This is a genomic window from Bacillus sp. B1-b2 (assembly GCF_009183415.1).
In the GTDB taxonomy this organism is placed as follows: Bacteria; Bacillota; Bacilli; order Bacillales; family Cytobacillaceae; genus Niallia.
The window spans coordinates 1-16,385 of the sequence record NZ_WEHU01000050.1 but is presented as its reverse complement, the minus strand read 5'-3'; the positions used below and the strand labels follow the sequence as shown (position 1 = coordinate 16,385).

General features: G+C 35.1%; 16 protein-coding genes, 1 tRNA gene, 2 rRNA genes, 1 other RNA gene and 1 other annotated feature. Of the genes, 5 read left to right on the top strand and 15 right to left on the bottom strand.

What is annotated here, in order from left to right:
• Positions 1-388: 388 nt before the first annotated feature.
• The 7 genes from F9279_RS23955 to tadA form a co-directional block, all read right to left on the bottom strand.
• Entirely contained in the window at positions 389-652 is a 264-nt protein-coding gene (locus F9279_RS23955; RefSeq protein ID WP_152116635.1) for a pro-sigmaK processing inhibitor BofA family protein, read from the bottom strand.
• A gap of 76 nt (positions 653-728) precedes the next feature.
• Positions 729-947: a YaaL family protein gene (locus F9279_RS23950; protein ID WP_152116634.1), complete on the bottom strand. Its 219-nt coding sequence runs from the start codon at positions 945-947 to the stop codon at positions 729-731.
• A gap of 11 nt (positions 948-958) precedes the next feature.
• On the bottom strand, positions 959-1,555 hold the full coding sequence (recR, locus tag F9279_RS23945; RefSeq protein WP_152116633.1) for a recombination mediator RecR: 597 nt from the start codon (positions 1,553-1,555) through the stop codon (positions 959-961).
• 11 nt (positions 1,556-1,566) lie between these two features.
• On the bottom strand, positions 1,567-1,890 hold the full coding sequence (locus tag F9279_RS23940) for a YbaB/EbfC family nucleoid-associated protein (protein ID WP_152116632.1): 324 nt from the start codon (positions 1,888-1,890) through the stop codon (positions 1,567-1,569).
• A gap of 85 nt (positions 1,891-1,975) precedes the next feature.
• The gene (gene dnaX, locus F9279_RS23935) at positions 1,976-3,691 is read right to left on the bottom strand and encodes a DNA polymerase III subunit gamma/tau (protein ID WP_152116631.1); all 1,716 of its coding nucleotides are present in this window, start codon (positions 3,689-3,691) and stop codon (positions 1,976-1,978) included.
• Between the two features lie 164 nt (positions 3,692-3,855).
• An RNA gene (ffs, locus tag F9279_RS23930) (signal recognition particle sRNA large type) lies at positions 3,856-4,120 on the bottom strand.
• A gap of 105 nt (positions 4,121-4,225) precedes the next feature.
• Positions 4,226-4,714: a tRNA adenosine(34) deaminase TadA gene (tadA, locus tag F9279_RS23925; RefSeq protein WP_413463245.1), complete on the bottom strand. Its 489-nt coding sequence runs from the start codon at positions 4,712-4,714 to the stop codon at positions 4,226-4,228.
• Positions 4,715-4,849: 135 nt separating this feature from the next.
• Here tadA and F9279_RS23920 point away from each other — a divergent pair, with 135 nt between their 5' ends.
• The 4 genes from F9279_RS23920 to F9279_RS23905 all read left to right on the top strand — a co-directional run bounded on the left by F9279_RS23920 (position 4,850) and on the right by F9279_RS23905 (position 8,246).
• Positions 4,850-5,413 (top strand): cysteine hydrolase family protein, encoded by a 564-nt coding sequence (locus F9279_RS23920; protein ID WP_152116629.1) that lies wholly within the window; start codon positions 4,850-4,852, stop codon positions 5,411-5,413.
• A 37-nt stretch (positions 5,414-5,450) separates the two neighbouring features.
• A complete protein-coding gene (locus F9279_RS23915) occupies positions 5,451-6,737 on the top strand; it encodes a LysM peptidoglycan-binding domain-containing protein (protein ID WP_152116628.1) in 1,287 nt (428 codons plus the stop codon).
• Between the two features lie 200 nt (positions 6,738-6,937).
• Positions 6,938-7,597, top strand: coding sequence for a deoxynucleoside kinase (locus F9279_RS23910; protein ID WP_152116627.1), 660 nt, complete (start codon positions 6,938-6,940; stop codon positions 7,595-7,597).
• Complete coding sequence (locus F9279_RS23905; protein ID WP_152116626.1) at positions 7,575-8,246, top strand: deoxynucleoside kinase; 672 nt, start codon at positions 7,575-7,577, stop codon at positions 8,244-8,246. Before F9279_RS23910 ends, F9279_RS23905 begins: the two co-directional genes overlap by 23 nt.
• A 149-nt stretch (positions 8,247-8,395) precedes the next feature.
• On the opposite strand, the gene F9279_RS23900 is transcribed toward F9279_RS23905, so the two are convergent.
• The 6 genes from F9279_RS23900 to guaB form a co-directional block, all read right to left on the bottom strand.
• Positions 8,396-8,488 (bottom strand) — tRNA-Ser (locus F9279_RS23900).
• 121 nt (positions 8,489-8,609) lie between these two features.
• Positions 8,610-9,890, bottom strand: a complete 1,281-nt coding sequence (gene serS, locus F9279_RS23895) for a serine--tRNA ligase (protein WP_152116625.1) — start codon at positions 9,888-9,890, stop codon at positions 8,610-8,612.
• Positions 9,891-9,957: 67 nt separating this feature from the next.
• Positions 9,958-10,179: a binding site (T-box leader), on the bottom strand.
• Positions 10,180-10,239: 60 nt separating this feature from the next.
• Complete coding sequence (pdxT, locus tag F9279_RS23890; protein ID WP_152116624.1) at positions 10,240-10,833, bottom strand: pyridoxal 5'-phosphate synthase glutaminase subunit PdxT; 594 nt, start codon at positions 10,831-10,833, stop codon at positions 10,240-10,242.
• Positions 10,834-10,836: 3 nt separating this feature from the next.
• A complete protein-coding gene (pdxS, locus tag F9279_RS23885; RefSeq protein WP_152116623.1) occupies positions 10,837-11,718 on the bottom strand; it encodes a pyridoxal 5'-phosphate synthase lyase subunit PdxS in 882 nt (293 codons plus the stop codon).
• A gap of 139 nt (positions 11,719-11,857) precedes the next feature.
• A complete protein-coding gene (locus F9279_RS23880) occupies positions 11,858-13,180 on the bottom strand; it encodes a D-alanyl-D-alanine carboxypeptidase family protein (protein WP_226793888.1) in 1,323 nt (440 codons plus the stop codon).
• A 186-nt stretch (positions 13,181-13,366) separates the two neighbouring features.
• Positions 13,367-14,833 (bottom strand): IMP dehydrogenase, encoded by a 1,467-nt coding sequence (gene guaB / locus F9279_RS23875; RefSeq protein ID WP_152116621.1) that lies wholly within the window; start codon positions 14,831-14,833, stop codon positions 13,367-13,369.
• Positions 14,834-14,948: 115 nt separating this feature from the next.
• Between guaB and F9279_RS23870 the strand changes: the two genes are divergently transcribed.
• Positions 14,949-15,905: a YaaC family protein gene (locus F9279_RS23870; RefSeq protein WP_152116620.1), complete on the top strand. Its 957-nt coding sequence runs from the start codon at positions 14,949-14,951 to the stop codon at positions 15,903-15,905.
• Between the two features lie 120 nt (positions 15,906-16,025).
• Here the strand turns inward: F9279_RS23870 and rrf are convergent.
• Positions 16,026-16,142 (bottom strand): 5S ribosomal RNA (gene rrf, locus F9279_RS23865).
• A gap of 71 nt (positions 16,143-16,213) precedes the next feature.
• Positions 16,214-16,385: ribosomal RNA gene (locus F9279_RS23860) — 23S ribosomal RNA — on the bottom strand; the annotation flags it as partial.

Below are 16,385 nucleotides of genomic sequence, written 5' to 3'. Positions count from 1 at the left end.
CATGTATTAGGCACGCCGCCAGCGTTCGTCCTGAGCCAGGATCAAACTCTCCAATAAAGAGTAAGATTAGCTCATTGCTAAACTCTAGCTTTTGTATTACTTGTTTCCGTTCATTTAAGAACGATTATTGTTGACGTTTATTGTTCAGTTTTCAAAGAGCAATATCAGTGTTGCTATCAGAAGCAACTTTTATATATTATCATTTAATCAATATATTTGTCAAATGTTTTTTTAAAAAAACATTTACACGATTGTTTTAACCAACCGGCGACTTTTAATATATTATCACCATACAAATATTAAGTCAACAATCTTTTACAATAAAAAAGATTAAATTTCACTTTATGTATACAAGCGAAATTTAATCTCCAAACTACTTCCGTATTACTCACAGTACAAATTGTTGTAATGCTACCATTGCAACTAAACCTGGGATACCTAAAATTCCTGATATGGTAGATGTGATAATGTTAATCGGAACATGAATTCCATATTGATTTCCTATTGCATTTAGAAAAAACAAAAATAATGCGCCAATAACCACTTTAATAACTACTTGTCCTAGAAATCTTAATGGCCTGATTGGTGTACCAACAACCAATAGTAGAATAACCAAACCAATTACTATAGATATAACGACCGTAGGACTCACTATATACTCATCCTCTCTATTAGCTTGTACTTATAGATATGAATTGAATCTATAAATAAGACTAATACAGAAGAGTTTATTTCAATATTTTTATCTTTCTTTGTTTAGCTTCTTTAAATAGAAAGAAATATTTAGCTTCAGATAACTTCGCAGCACAGATAACCTCTTCTGATGGATCAAAGCTTCTGTCCAATAAAGACTTATCGTCTAACCAGTCTTTTTTTAAATGACTAAATTGGAGTAATAATTTTTCATCGAATTCCCTTCTTAATTTACCTGTTCGTTGAAAAAACATCCTAACTCCTCCTAAACTTCTCTTCTTCCTTCTAATGCTTTAGAGAGTGTAACCTCATCTGCATATTCTAAATCTCCACCAACTGGCAATCCATGGGCAATTCTAGTTATTTTAATTCCAGAAGGCTTTAACAACCTAGATATATACATTGCAGTTGCTTCACCTTCTATATTAGGATTCGTTGCCATGATCACTTCTTGAACTACATCATCTTGTAATCTTTTAATTAAAGAAGGCACATTAATATCTTCAGGTCCTATTCCATCCATTGGCGAAATCGCACCATGTAGAACATGATAAAGTCCGTTATACTCTTTCATTTTCTCCATTGCTATTACATCTTTAGGATCTTGCACTACACAAACAATACTTTTATCTCTTCTAACATCCTCACATATATAACATGGATCTTGATCTGTAATATGCCCACAGACAGAGCAATAAGTTAGATTCCTTTTCGCATTCACTAATGCTTTAGCAAAATCTAGCACTGTATCTTCTTTCATACTTAATACAAAAAAAGCCAGTCTAGAGGCCGTTTTAGGCCCGATACCTGGCAATTTCATAAAACTATCTATTAACTTTGATATTGGTTCAGGATAATGCATTATACTCCTCCTTAAAACATTCCAGGAAGATTTAATCCTTTAGTGAATTGTCCCATAGTAGAGTTTGTTAATTCATCTGCTTTTTTCAATGCATCATTCGTTGCAGCAAGAACAAGATCTTGTAACATTTCTACATCCTCAGGATCCACTACTTCTTCCTTAATAATGACATCTAGTATTTCTTTATGTCCAGAAACTACAACTGTTACCATACCGCCACCAGCAGAACCTTCAATCTTTTTTTCACCAAGCTCTTCTTGAGCCTCCGCCATTTTCTTTTGCATCTTTTGCATTTGTTTCATCATATTTTGCATATTACCCATGCCACCACGCATATAAATCCCTCCAAATATTTATTTAGTATTTTTCTCATTATGTTTGGATATTAGTTATAATTTTGTTTACTTAACTAAATTCCACTTAATCCCTGACTTCTAATATATCTTCTCCAAATAACTTTATTGCCTCAGAAACAACAGAATCATCCTCGCGGTTATTTCCATCTATTTCATCTGAACTTTCAAGATGATGAGAGCTATTAAGAAAATCTTCTCTAATTTTGAGCCATTGATCGTCTGGGACTCCTAATAAATTATACCTTTTTCCGAGGAGTTGATACAAAGAATTAGTAATAATCTCTATAAATTTAACATTATCTAATGCCATTTGACAGTGTATCTCATATTTAAATTTTATCACAACAGTATTAGAGGATGCCGCTACTGGCTCTGCTTCATTTAGTAATGCTGCTTGTGATCTCATTTGATTTTGCACAAGCGCATTTAGCATAGCCCCCCAATTTCCTTTAATATTCTGTAAATCTTGTTTGGTAGCTACTTTTAAAGTTTCAGTAATTTTCCCAACAGGTGCTTGGAATCCTTTTCTTCCACCTGTTCTTGCTGCCTTCTTTTGAGGGACAGGTGAATCTGCCACGGCCGTAACTCCATTGAGCTTTAGTTTACTAATTTCTTCTTCTAAATTGCTGATTTTATTGATAAGAGATTGAATCTCTGGCAGCGCCATACTCTGATTAATATTATTAGAGTTACTTTTATTCAACTGACAAAGCTTTACTATAGCCACTTCTAAGAAAATTCTTGGATGGTTTGTCCAACGCATTTCCTGCTGTGTCTTATTTAAAACATGAATTAGTTCATAGATATGTTCCTGCCCATACATTTCTGATAGTTCTTTAAATTCTTCATCTAATAGTACCCTTTCTAAGGATTCCTCTAGATTTGGAGCAGTTTTATACATAAGCATATCTCTATAGAAAAAGATAAAATCTTCTATGAATCGATTAGCATCTTTCCCAGAAAGTAAGAGCTCATCTAATGATTGTAAGCCACTTACTGTATCTGACTCTAAGATTGCCTTTGATAATTTATTTAGAAACCCTTGAGAAACTGCCCCAGTAACAGTTAATGCATCTTCCACAGTTACCGCTTCTTCACTGTAGGAAATAGCTTGATCTAATAGACTTAAAGCATCACGCATACCACCATCTGCTGCTCTAGCAACCATCTGTAACGCCTTTTCTTCACAACTAATTCCAGACTGCTCTACAATCAATTTCATTCTATCTACAATAGAATTGGATGTAATTCTTCTAAAATCAAATCGTTGGCATCTTGAAATTATTGTTAAAGGAATTTTATGAGGTTCGGTAGTGGCTAAAATAAACATTACGTGTTTAGGGGGTTCTTCTAGCGTTTTTAGTAAAGCATTGAATGCTCCTATAGATAACATATGCACTTCATCTATGATATAAACTTTAAAGCGGACAGAGCTAGGTGCATATTTCACTTTATCTCTAATATCACGTATTTCTTCTACGCCATTATTAGAAGCTGCATCTATTTCTAATACATCAGGTATAGAGCCATCCGTTATTCCTCTACAAGAGTCACATTCATTACACGGTTCACTTATCGGTGCTCCTTCACAGTTGACTGCTTTAGCTAGTATTTTTGCTGCACTGGTTTTACCCGTTCCCCTTGGTCCAGAGAATAAATAGGCATGTGATATTTTTTGTTGAAGCAGGGCATTCTGTAGTGTTTTAGTAACATGTTCCTGTCCAACCACATCCATAAAACTTTGAGGGCGCCATACTCGGTATAAAGCCTGATAATTCATAGTATCTTATACCCTCCTTTCCTCTCTCCTTATTATAGCTCATCCTCTTATTTTTTTACATGAATTGTTCTTTCATAATGTCTTACTAATCTGGAGCTTTTATCGCTCTTTCTAATAAAAAAACCCATCCATTTATGGATGAGTTTTATATGTAATATAAACTGCCGTGCACCTTTCTTCGACTAGCACCCATAAGCGTTACTTAAGTAGTTAGCTCGGTCCAGGTAACCCTGCGGCACATGGGGTTGTCCACTTAATGCTGCTTCCTTCCGGACCTGACATGATTCATGGATTCCCATTGCGCAGGACCCGGACGTCAACACTACTTGCTTAAGGCAGACCTTACAGGATACTAGCCTCGGAAAGGAATTCAGCCTCGCTAGAGCGGATTGCGAGTACAGGGCACCGCTACCTCCCCGCTTAGCACGACATAATTGATACCAAATTGTTAGGTGTCCTTAAGACACATTCTTAGTATACTTATAATCGATATAAATTGCAACTTATACATTGTGTTAATTTTTGTAAATATCTCTATTCTTCCATAGCTAGTTTCTTTAATGCTTTTCTCTTATCACGTAATTGGCGAAAGAAATCTGTTAATAATGTTCCACATTCATCTGCTAATATCCCCTGAACTACTTCACTTTGATGGTTAAAGCGATTATCTTGTAATAAATTCATAAAGGTTCCCGCACAGCCGCCCTTCGGATCAGTTGCTCCATAAACTACTTTTTGGATTCTAGATAAAATGATAGCTCCCGAACACATAGCACACGGCTCAAGTGTTACATAAAGTACCGCTTCCTCTAGTCTCCAAGTATTTAATTTTTTACAAGCTTCTTCTATAGCAAGTAACTCTGCGTGAGCAACAGCAGATTGTTCTGTCTCCCTCAAATTATGTGCCCTTGCAATAACTTCTCCTTTATAAACCACTATAGCTCCAATAGGAACTTCTCCCAATCTCTCAGCCTTTTTAGCTTCTTCTATAGCCAGTTTCATATATACTTTGTCTTCACACATCTCCATTGCATGACCACCTATATAAAAATTTCCTTTAATTCGTAATGAAATTCCTTATTTTGCTTAAAATAAACAAGAACATTTGATATATATATCATTACTATTTTAGCATTTCATTCATAAAAGGAGAAATCTATGCAAGAGTCTAAAACAGCTTTACTTATCATTGACATGATTAATGACTTTAACTTTGATCATGGAAATATTCTAGCAGAAAAGGCTGCAGTTATAGCAGAACATATCTACCAATTAAAAAAGCAATGTAATGCAGAACAAATCCCCATTATCTATATAAATGACCATTATAATTTATGGCAAGCTGAATTAGGTAAAATAATCAGCTTTTGTACTAATGAAAGAAGTAAGTCTGTTATCGAAAAATTAAAACCTACTGATGAAGATTACTTTCTTATTAAACCAAGGCATTCAGCCTTTTTCGGGACTGCATTACATACTCTCCTTACTCAGTTAAAGGTGACTAGACTTATTCTGACTGGATTAGCAGGAAACATTTGTGTACTTTTCACAGCTTATGATGCCTACATGAGGGAGTTCCCACTATTAATCCCAGAAAACTGCATGGCATCTGTAGATGATGAAGACAATAAATATGCTTTGCGTACAATGGATCATGTTATGAAGGCAAATATATTTTCCTATAAAGAAAATACTATCATTTCTACTCTTCCCTCTTCATAAGCTTTAATAACGGAGCTTTTTTCAAGGGGGAAGAGAGATGCAAATTCATGTTGTTCAAAGTAATCAAACAGTAACTGGTATTGCAAGAGCATATGGCACAACAGTAAATGACCTTGTAGAGGCAAATGATTTACCAAATCCTAATCAATTAGCCATTGGTCAGGCTTTAGTTATTCCTATAATAGGTAGCTTTTACTGGGTACAACCAGGTGATAGCTTATGGTCCATAGCACAGAAATTCGGCATGAACTACCAACAGTTAGCATCTATAAATCGTATATCTGCTACTCAGCCTTTAGAAATCGGGTTAAGACTCTATATTCCACAACGTCCTAAAAGAGCAGTTGAAACGAATGCATATGTGGAGCCACGAGGAAATACAGTTGCACCAATCTTAGAGTCTAGTGCTCGAGAAGCAGCTCCCTATTTAACCTACCTTGCTCCATTTAGTTTTCAAGCACTAAGAGATGGAAACTTAAAAGAGCCCTTACTCAATAATTTTCCTACTATCGCTACAAATAATGATAATGTACTCATGATGGTTATTACCAACCAAGAGAATGATCAATTTAGTGCTGAGTTAGGAAGAATCCTTTTAACTGATCAAACCATACAGAATACGTTCCTTACAAATATAGTAAATACTGCTAAGAAGTACGGATTCAAAGATATTCATTTTGACTTTGAATACTTAAGACCACAAGATAGGGAAGCATATAACCAATTCTTAAGAAAAGCTAAAGATCGTTTTTCTCAAGAAGGCTGGCTTATTTCTACAGCATTAGCTCCTAAAACTAGTGCCACACAAAAAGGAAAATGGTATGAGGCACACGATTATAAGGCACATGGTGAGATTGTTGATTTTGTTGTCATCATGACCTATGAGTGGGGATATAGCGGTGGTCCAGCTATGGCTGTCTCACCAATTGGACCAGTAAGAAACGTATTAGAATATGCGTTAACTGAAATGCCCTCTACCAAAATAATGATGGGACAAAATCTTTATGGCTATGATTGGACTCTACCATTTGTGGAAGGATCTATTGCCAAAGCATTAAGCCCACAAGCAGCTATACAGCTTGCTAAAGACAATAATGTAGCTATTCTTTATGATCAAAAAGCCCAGGCTCCTTACTTTAAATATAGAGATTCCACAGGCAAGCTTCATGAAGTCTGGTTTGAAGATGCCCGCTCTATTCAAGCGAAATTCAATTTAATCAAAGAACTAAATTTAAGAGGAATCAGCTACTGGAAACTCGGTCTTTCCTTCCCACAGAATTGGCTATTGATAGTTGATAATTTTAATGTGACCAAAAGAGCATAAAGTAGTTGGTACGTTATAACTAGTCTACTGCCACTATACTAATATATAACCTATATGAAGAAGCTTGCTTAGTAAGCTTCTTTTTATTTATTTCATTTCATTAGGAAATAACATGCATATGTCCACATCCCTTTTCCTGTGTTAAAATGTCTACTGTACTATTTTTTCTTATTTAATATGAAGAACAGGAGGGACATATAATGAACAGTATCCCTTTTATTACTGTAGAAGGACCTATTGGTGTTGGAAAAACATCCTTGGCTAAATTACTCTCAGAACATCTACAATATGAGTTGTTAAAAGAAATTGTAGAAGAGAACCCCTTTTTAGGTAAGTTTTACGAAAATATAGATGAGTGGAGCTTCCAAACAGAGATGTTTTTTTTATGCAATCGATTTAAACAATTAAACGATATAAATAGCCAATTTTTAACGAATAATATTCCTGTTGTGGCAGATTATCATATATTAAAAAACCTTATATTTGCTAAGCGCTCTTTACAAGATAAAGATTTGGACAAATATGTAAGAATATATGATGTTTTAACAGAAGATTTACCAACACCAAATATCATTATTTATTTACATGCTAGTCTAGAAACAATTATGGCGAGAATCAAGAAAAGAGACAGAGATATTGAAAAGAATATTAGTCCCCTTTATTTAGAACAATTATCCCAAGATTATGATATGGTGATGAATGACTTCAAAAAAAGTAATCCACACATCCCTGTTCTCGATTTTAACGGAGATATATTGGATTTTGTTCAGAATAAGCAAGACTTATCATTGATTATCCAAAAGGTAAAAGAAATTTTAAATATAGGAGCCTTCCAGAATGAATCTACGCACAAAATATAATATTCCAAGCAATTCAGTCATAACTATAGCAGGTACAGTTGGTGTCGGAAAGTCCACTTTAACAAACGCCTTGGCGGAAGCTTTACAATTCCGAACTTCCTATGAAGTAGTGGATACAAATCCATACTTAGATAAGTTTTATCAAGATTTTAGTCGCTGGAGTTTTCATTTACAAGTGTACTTCCTAGCAGAGCGCTTCAAGGAGCAAAAGAAGATTTTTGAATATGGTGGAGGCTTCATACAAGATCGCTCTATTTATGAGGATACTGGTATTTTCGCTAAAATGCATTATGAAAAAGGAACAATGTCAGAAATTGATTATCAAACATATACAAGTCTCTTTGATGCAATGGTAATGACACCCTACTTCCCTCATCCAGATTTGTTAATTTATTTAGAAGGATCTTTAGAAGATATCTTAAGCCGTATTGATCAAAGAGGCCGAGAAATGGAGAAGCAAACACCAATAGATTATTGGCAAGAAATGCATGGAAGATATGAAAGCTGGATAAATTCCTTCTCAGCATGTCCTGTTCTACGATTAAATATTAATGAATACGATGCAATGAATGGCACTCAATCTATTGAGCCAATCATTGAGAAAATCGCAAATATTCTTCAACATAAGAACTATTTAAAGAGTAAATAAAAAAGAGGACTTTCCTTTATAGGCATAACTAAAAGCCATAAAGGAAGCCCTCTTTTTATTGTTGTTTATTTTCAGGACAAATAAAAAAAACTTGCTACAAAGTAACAAGCTTCATATATCTCCAAATATTATGCGCATTTAAAGTATCATGGAGGAGGAAAGGGGATTCGAACCCCTGCGCGGTTTGACCCGCCTGTCGGTTTTCAAGACCGATCCCTTCAGCCGGACTTGGGTATTCCTCCATCAGACAATTAATAATATATCACTTGAAGAATTAGAAGTCAAGCATATTTTAAATTTTCATTATCTCGAACTAAAAGAAACAAATAAGGAGAGGGAAAGTCCCCCTCCTTCAATCTATCTTCATTTAAAAGGGATAACTTCTCTATTCCCCATATAAGGTCTAAGTACTTCTGGAATGATTACACTGCCATCCTCTTGCTGATAATTCTCTAAAATAGCAGCAACTGTACGTCCAATAGCTAATCCTGAACCATTTAGTGTATGCACATGTTCAGGTTTCCCCTTCGGCTCTCTACGGAAGCGAATATTAGCACGTCTTGCTTGGAATGCTTCAAAATTACTACAAGAAGATATTTCACGATATGCATTATAACTTGGAATCCATACCTCTACATCATACTTCTTAGCAGCTGTAAATCCTAAATCTCCTGTACACATACTTAAAACTCGGTAAGGAAGTTCTAATAACTGTAATACCTTCTCCGCGTTTTGAGTTAAGCTTTCTAACTCTGCATAAGAATCTTCTGGTTTAACAAACTTAACAAGTTCTACCTTATTAAATTGATGCTGCCTGATTAATCCTCTTGTATCCCTTCCTGCAGAACCTGCTTCAGAGCGGAAGTTTGCACTAAATGCTGCATATTTAATAGGAAGCTGCTCTCCATCTAAAATTTCATCACGGTGTAAGTTTGTAACAGGTACTTCTGACGTCGGAATTAAGAAATAATCCTCTTTTTCAATTAAAAAAGCATCCTCTTCGAATTTAGGTAATTGGCCAGTTCCAGTTAAACTTGCTCTGTTAACTAAGAATGGAGGAATAATTTCACTATACCCATGCTCTTCTGTATGAAGATCTAGCATAAAGTTAAATAATGCTCTTTCTAATCTAGCTCCTAACCCCTTATAGAATACAAATCTGCTTCCCGTAACTTTTGCCGCGCGTTCAAAATCTAATAAATCTAGATCTGTTGCAACATCCCAGTGAGGTTTTGGCTCAAAATTAAACTCGCGAACTTCTCCCCATTTTCTAATCTCAACATTATCATCCTCAGTATCTCCAACTGGAACACTTTCGTGAGGAAGATTTGGTATACCTAACATGATAGTTTGTAATTTCTCTTCTACATCACGTAGTTCATTATCGAATTCCTTTATTTTATCTCCAACTTCTCTCATTTCTACAATAAGAGCCTCAGCATCTTTCTTTTCTCTTTTCAAGACTGCTACTTGTTGAGACACTTCATTTCTTCTACTTTTCAATTGCTCTGTGTCAACTATTAACCCTCTGCGTCTTACATCTAATTCCTCAAAGTTATCTAACTCAGAAAGGTCTTCGCCTCTATGCTGTAATTGCTCTTTTACAAATTCAAAATTAGCTCGAACAAATTTAATATCTAACATGTTCTAGTTCCTCCTTTAGTATTTCATGTAATCTACCTAAAAAAAAACAAAAAACTCCCGTCCCCATAAAAGGGACGAGAGTTACCCGCGTTGCCACCCTAGTTAAAAGCCAACATGCTTTTCACCTTAAAAGATCATAACGGTTTTTAACCGAAAACAATTACTAGCTAAATTGCGTTCCTTGTTTTTACTCTAGGATGGATTCACAGGTTATATTCACCGATTTACACCAACCATCGGCTCTCTAAAGAATAAGATACCTATTACTATTTCCTATCATAGTAGATTACATATAAGTTTTTACCATCTTACTATAATTATTACCAAGTTTCAATATCTTATGCAAAAACTATATCTTTGATTCTTTAACCATACGAATAAAATATTCTATCAAGCGATGATCGTCTGTTAATTCAGGATGAAAAGAACAAGCCAGAAATGATCCTTCCCTAACCGCAACTATTCGACCATTATGTTTAGCTAGTATTTCTACATCCTCTCCTGCACTTGCTATATGAGGAGCACGAATAAAAACAGCTGTAAATTCATCAGCCACACCAGCTATATCTATTTCAGCTTCAAAACTCTCTTTCTGTCTACCATAACAATTTCGTTCTATACGAACATCTATTACCCCAATATATGATTCAACATAGCCTTCAATAGATTTTGCTAAAAGAATTAGTCCAGCACTAGTCCCAAACATCGGCTTACCAGAAGCAGCAAACTCCTTTAAAGCATTCATAAAATCATAATGACCAATAAGCCTACCTATAGTGGTGCTTTCTCCACCAGGGATAATGAAGCCGTCTATGTCATTCAACTGTTCTTTTTTTCTTATAATAACTGCTTCTACTCCATTAGCTTCTAATGCTTGTACATGTTCTCTTACAGCACCTTGTAATCCAAGAACACCAATCCTTATATTATCTCTTATGTCCATAACCTACCAGCCACTCTCTTTCATAAGTGCATCAAGAGATAGTATAGACATGTCTGCACGCTTCATTTCTGCTTCTAAGTTCTTAGAAATCTCAGCAATTAATTTATAATCTTGGTAATGTGTTGTTGCTTCTACAATTGCTTTAGCAAACTTTGCTGGATTGTCTGATTGAAAGATACTAGATCCTATAAATACTCCATCTGCTCCTAACTGCATCATCAATGCTGCATCTGCTGGTGTTGCTATACCTCCAGCAGCAAAATAAACAACTGGCAAACGACCTAACCGTTTTATTTCTAGTAAAAGTTCGTATGGTGCTCCTGATAGTTTCGCTTCTGTCATTAGTTCGTCTCTATTCATATGAATTACTTTACGTACTTGTGCATTTACTTTTCTTATGTGACGAACTGCTTCACCAAGATTCCCTGTTCCATGTTCTCCTATTGTACGAAGCATAGAAGCACCTTCTCCTATACGTCTGGCTGCTTCACCAAGATCACGACAACCACAAACAAACGGTACTATGTATTCCTTTTTATGTAAATGATACTCTGTATCTGCTGGTGTTAATACTTCACTTTCATCTATATAATCAACACCTATTGCTTCGAGTACTCTTGCTTCTACAATATGGCCTATTCGTACTTTTGCCATAACTGGTATTGATACAGCACTCATCACTTCTTCAACTATTGTAGGATTAGCCATTCGTGCAACACCATCCGCTGCGCGAATGTCAGAAGGCACATTCTCAATTATCATTACTGCAGCTGCGCCTGCTTCTTCGGCAATTTTTGCTTGCTCTGCATGGATAACATCCATTATTACGCCACCTTTTTGCAGTTCAGCCATTCCTCGTTTCACTCGAACACTACCAGTTTTCATTTGTATGCCTCCTGTAAAGTCACCATTTTTACTATCTCTATGAGAATATGTCTACTCCCTACTAAAAATAACCAATAAAAAAAGAGTTTCCTGTTAATACAGGAAAACCCTTTTTCTATCATTTCATAAAATATTTATTTTAGAACCAGCCTGTCACCGTATTAGATACACTATCCCAAACATTACCGAAGAATGAGCCAATGCCACGCATAGCTAATACAAACCAGTTAGCTTTTTCTACTGTCTCATTAGCTACTACATCAACTTTAATTGTATCTTCACCATCACTTGTGATAAAAGGAACTGTTTGTCCATCCTTTGTTTCTAATGTAACATAACCAACTTTATCCCCTTTTTTAACAGGAGCAGTCAGTTCCCCATCTTTATTTAACTTTTTCTCATCTAGTACTAATTTTGCTACATAGTTTTCTTTTTCACCATTTTTTATAGTTAATGTAATTGCATCATTCGTACTAATGCTTACTTTATCTTCTTTTCCTTTTGTTACACCGATTGTTTTATTCTTATCTATAACATAATCTGTAGGTAAGATTTCTTCACTTGAGTAATTACCAAATGCATAATCTAATAACTTCCTTGCCTCTGTGAATCGAGAATTAATTGTTTCACTTTTCATAATTACAGCGATTAGACGCTGGTCACCTTTAGTCGCTGTTACTGTTACATTATATTTAGCAAAATCAGTAGAACCAGTTTTTAGCCCATCTACTCCATCGTATCCGAAAACAAGAGAAGGTAATAACCAGTTAAAGTTTTTATATTCTCTACCATCACGGAATTTCAACACAGGCATACTAGATGTTTCTAGTACTTCTGGATAATCGCTAACCAAGCGATATGCTAGTTTTCCTACCGCTCTAGCACTCATCAAATTTTCATCTGTTTCGCTTCCAGCAGCTAGGTTCCCTAATAAATCGCTATTATTTAACCCAGAAGAGTTAACAAACTTATAATCTTTTAACCCAAGCTCTTCCGCTTTTTGATTCATTACATTAATATAATTCTTTTCTGTTCCTGCAATTAATTCTGCCAACGCAACAGTAGCGGCATTTCCAGAGTGAATTGCCATAGCTTGGTATAATTCTTTAACTGTATATTCTTCTCCCTCAGTTAAGCCTACATTTGATAGTTCAGGAGCTCCAGATAATCTATGAATATAATTATTAATTTTTACTTTTTGATCCCAAGTTATTTTTCCATTTTTAATAGATTCCAGAACAATATATTCTGTCATCATTTTAGACATAGATGCTACCCCAAGCAGCTCGTCTGCATTCTTTTCATATAATATTTCTCCATTTGCTGCATCAATAAGCAATACTGCACCTGCATCTAGCCCTAGTTCATCATTTTCAGCTGCCTTTACTTGATTCGGTAGACCAGTTGTTAATGTACTAAGAAATAGCACTACTACGAAGAAAGAGACTGTCCACTTTTTCATTTGTTTCAATTCAATAACCTCCAAAACTATATTCTTTTTTTATCTATTTATCTTGCATTATTTTTAGAGTTAAGTATTTCCCTTGTTCAGTTTAACACAAAAAAAACAAAAAAAATAGACAGGTTTAAGGTACACTGTCTATTGTAAAATAAGGTAATATTTTTATATTATTTGTAATAAAACAACTTAGGAAATAGAATAATTTGGAGCTTCTTTTGTAATCTGCACGTCATGTGGATGGCTTTCTCTCAAGCCAGCACCTGTCATTTTGATAAATTGACTATTTTCTCTTAATTCATGTAAATCTTTAGATCCACAATATCCCATTCCAGAACGTATACCACCTACTAGCTGGTAAATAGTATCTGAAAGAGGCCCTTTATACGGTAATCTACCTTCAATTCCTTCAGGCACAAATTTCTTATTGTCCTCTTGGAAATAACGATCCTTAGAACCTTTTTCCATCGCAGCGACAGAACCCATTCCTCTATAAACTTTAAATCTTCTTCCTTGGAAGATTTCTGTTTCACCAGGACTTTCTGATACTCCAGCAAGTAAACTTCCAAGCATAACTGCATGACCACCAGCTGCAAGAGCTTTAACAATATCACCAGAGTACTTAATACCACCGTCTGCAATAATAGATTTACCAAACTTTCTTGCTTCAGTTGCACAGTCATAAACTGCTGTAATTTGTGGTACTCCTACACCTGCAACTACTCGTGTTGTACAAATTGATCCAGGGCCAATTCCTACTTTTACAATATCAGCTCCAGCTTCTATTAATGCTCTAGTTCCCTCAGCCGTCGCTACATTTCCTGCAATAATTGTCAATTCAGGATAAGCATTTCTAATATCTCTTATTCCGTCCAATACCCCTTGTGAGTGGCCATGGGCCGTATCAATAACTACTACATCTACATTTGACTTAACTAGAAGCTCTACTCGCTTTAATGCATCTGTAGTCACTCCTACAGCAGCACCAACAAGTAATCTACCTTGAGCATCTTTTGCAGAATGAGGAAACTCAATTACTTTTTCAATATCTTTAATTGTAATTAAACCCTTTAATACACCTTCACCGTCAATTAAAGGTAATTTTTCAATTTTATGTTTTTGTAAAATTTTCTCTGCCTCATCTAATGTTGTCCCAACAGAAGCTGTTACTAAATTATCTTTTGTCATTACATCAGATATTTTAATGGAAAAGTCTTCAATAAAGCGAAGATCACGATTCGTTAATATACCAACTAACTTTTGCTCATCATTATTATTAACAATTGGCACACCAGAGATTCTATATTTACCCATTAGGTGTTCTGCATCAAAAACTTGATGCTCTGGGGTTAAAAAGAAAGGATCTGTTATTACTCCACTTTCTGAACGTTTTACCTTATCAACTTGCTCAGCTTGTTGCTCTATAGACATATTTTTATGAATGATGCCTAAGCCACCTTGTCTTGCAATGGAAATAGCCATTTCAGCTTCTGTCACAGTATCCATCCCCGCACTAATTAGCGGGATATTTAGATTCAAGTTTTTTGCTAGTTGTACTTTCAAACTTACATCTCTAGGTAAAACTTCCGATTTAGCTGGAATTAATAATACATCATCAAACGTTAAACCTTCTTTAGCAAATTTACTTTCCCACATATTAACGCCTCCAAATTGTTAAAAATATTATTAGTAAGGTTATCAATTGGACAAAATACTGTCAAGGTGAGTTGAATAAGTCTTATTATTCAAATAATTTAGGAGGGATTAATGAATGTCCACTTTACATTTGAACTGGAGCTCATACAGTTGTTTTTTTTCAGCCGAATACAGTCAATCCTACTTAAAAAAATGTTACCGTTCTTTACATATAGCAGATATAGACTCAAAAAGCTACCAAAACTGTTATCCATTTATGTACTTTTTGGAAAATGGAAAATTATATTATGAGCAAGCGAGAAATGCTCCTATAAATATAAAACCGGTACTGCTCTTCTATGGACTTGTTCATTTCATAAAAGCATGCTTACTCACAGTTGATCCAGACTATCCAAGCTCTACTTCCGTATTAGCACATGGAGTATCTAGCAGAAAACTAAAAAAACAAGGATATTTATTTTCACAGGATGAGGTAAAGGTACAAAAAAACGGTCTATTCACATTTATGTCCGAAAAACTATTTCATTATAATCATTTAGATGGAGAAAAAGTGAAGATGGGTTATTTATTTCAACAAATACCTGAACTATCTGATCTAATCTTTGCTATGGATGGAAATCGTACTTATTTACCAGTGGAATATGAGTATCCCTTATTGTCTCTTCCTAAGGAAATTCTATCTGCATATTATATGAATGAGCAACAACTACAGGAGTATTTACAAAATAGTTTTGATCTTAGCATTAGTAAAATCACTCGATTAAAAGATCAACTCCAAGTGGAACTATTTGAACCTCTAAGCAATCATAAATTAGTCAAATGGGATAAACTAAAGAAAATACACTGTATTTCTACAGACAAGGAACCTCGTCCTTTTTTAACAGAATTAATAAGTCATTATATCCTATTATACAATCTTAGTATGATAGCTAGATATGAAATTGAGTGGTGGAGTGAACTTTTAAAAACGATGCCAAATAAAGATTTTCCTTATATTGAATCGTTCCTTGCCATCACTACAGAAAAGGGTCCACAGTTAATCAGTGAATTGTTACTTAAGAATACAATCTAAACAAATTGGTATAATATAGTCTCGAAATACAATTATTGGATATTCAAGATGAAGGCAATCTTTTGACTTAATATATTTTAATAAAAAAAGCACCTAACAAAGTTAGATGCTTTTTTTGGTGCCTGGCGACGTCCTACTCTCACAGGGGGAGAGCCCCCAACTACCATCGGCGCTAAGAAGCTTAACTTCCGTGTTCGGTATGGGAACGGGTGTGACCTTCTCGCTATCGCCACCAGACTTATTAGGTTAGAGAAATTATTCTCTCAAAACTAAATCATTAGAAGAAACAAAGAACCAAGTAATCTATTTTAGTTAAGTCCTCGATCTATTAGTATCAGTCAGCTCCACGTGTCACCACGCTTCCACCTCTGACCTATCAACCTGATCATCTTTCAGGGATCTTACTAGCTTACGCTATGGGAAATCTCATCTTGAGGGGGGCTTCATGCTTAGATGCTTTCAGCACTTATCCCTTCCGCA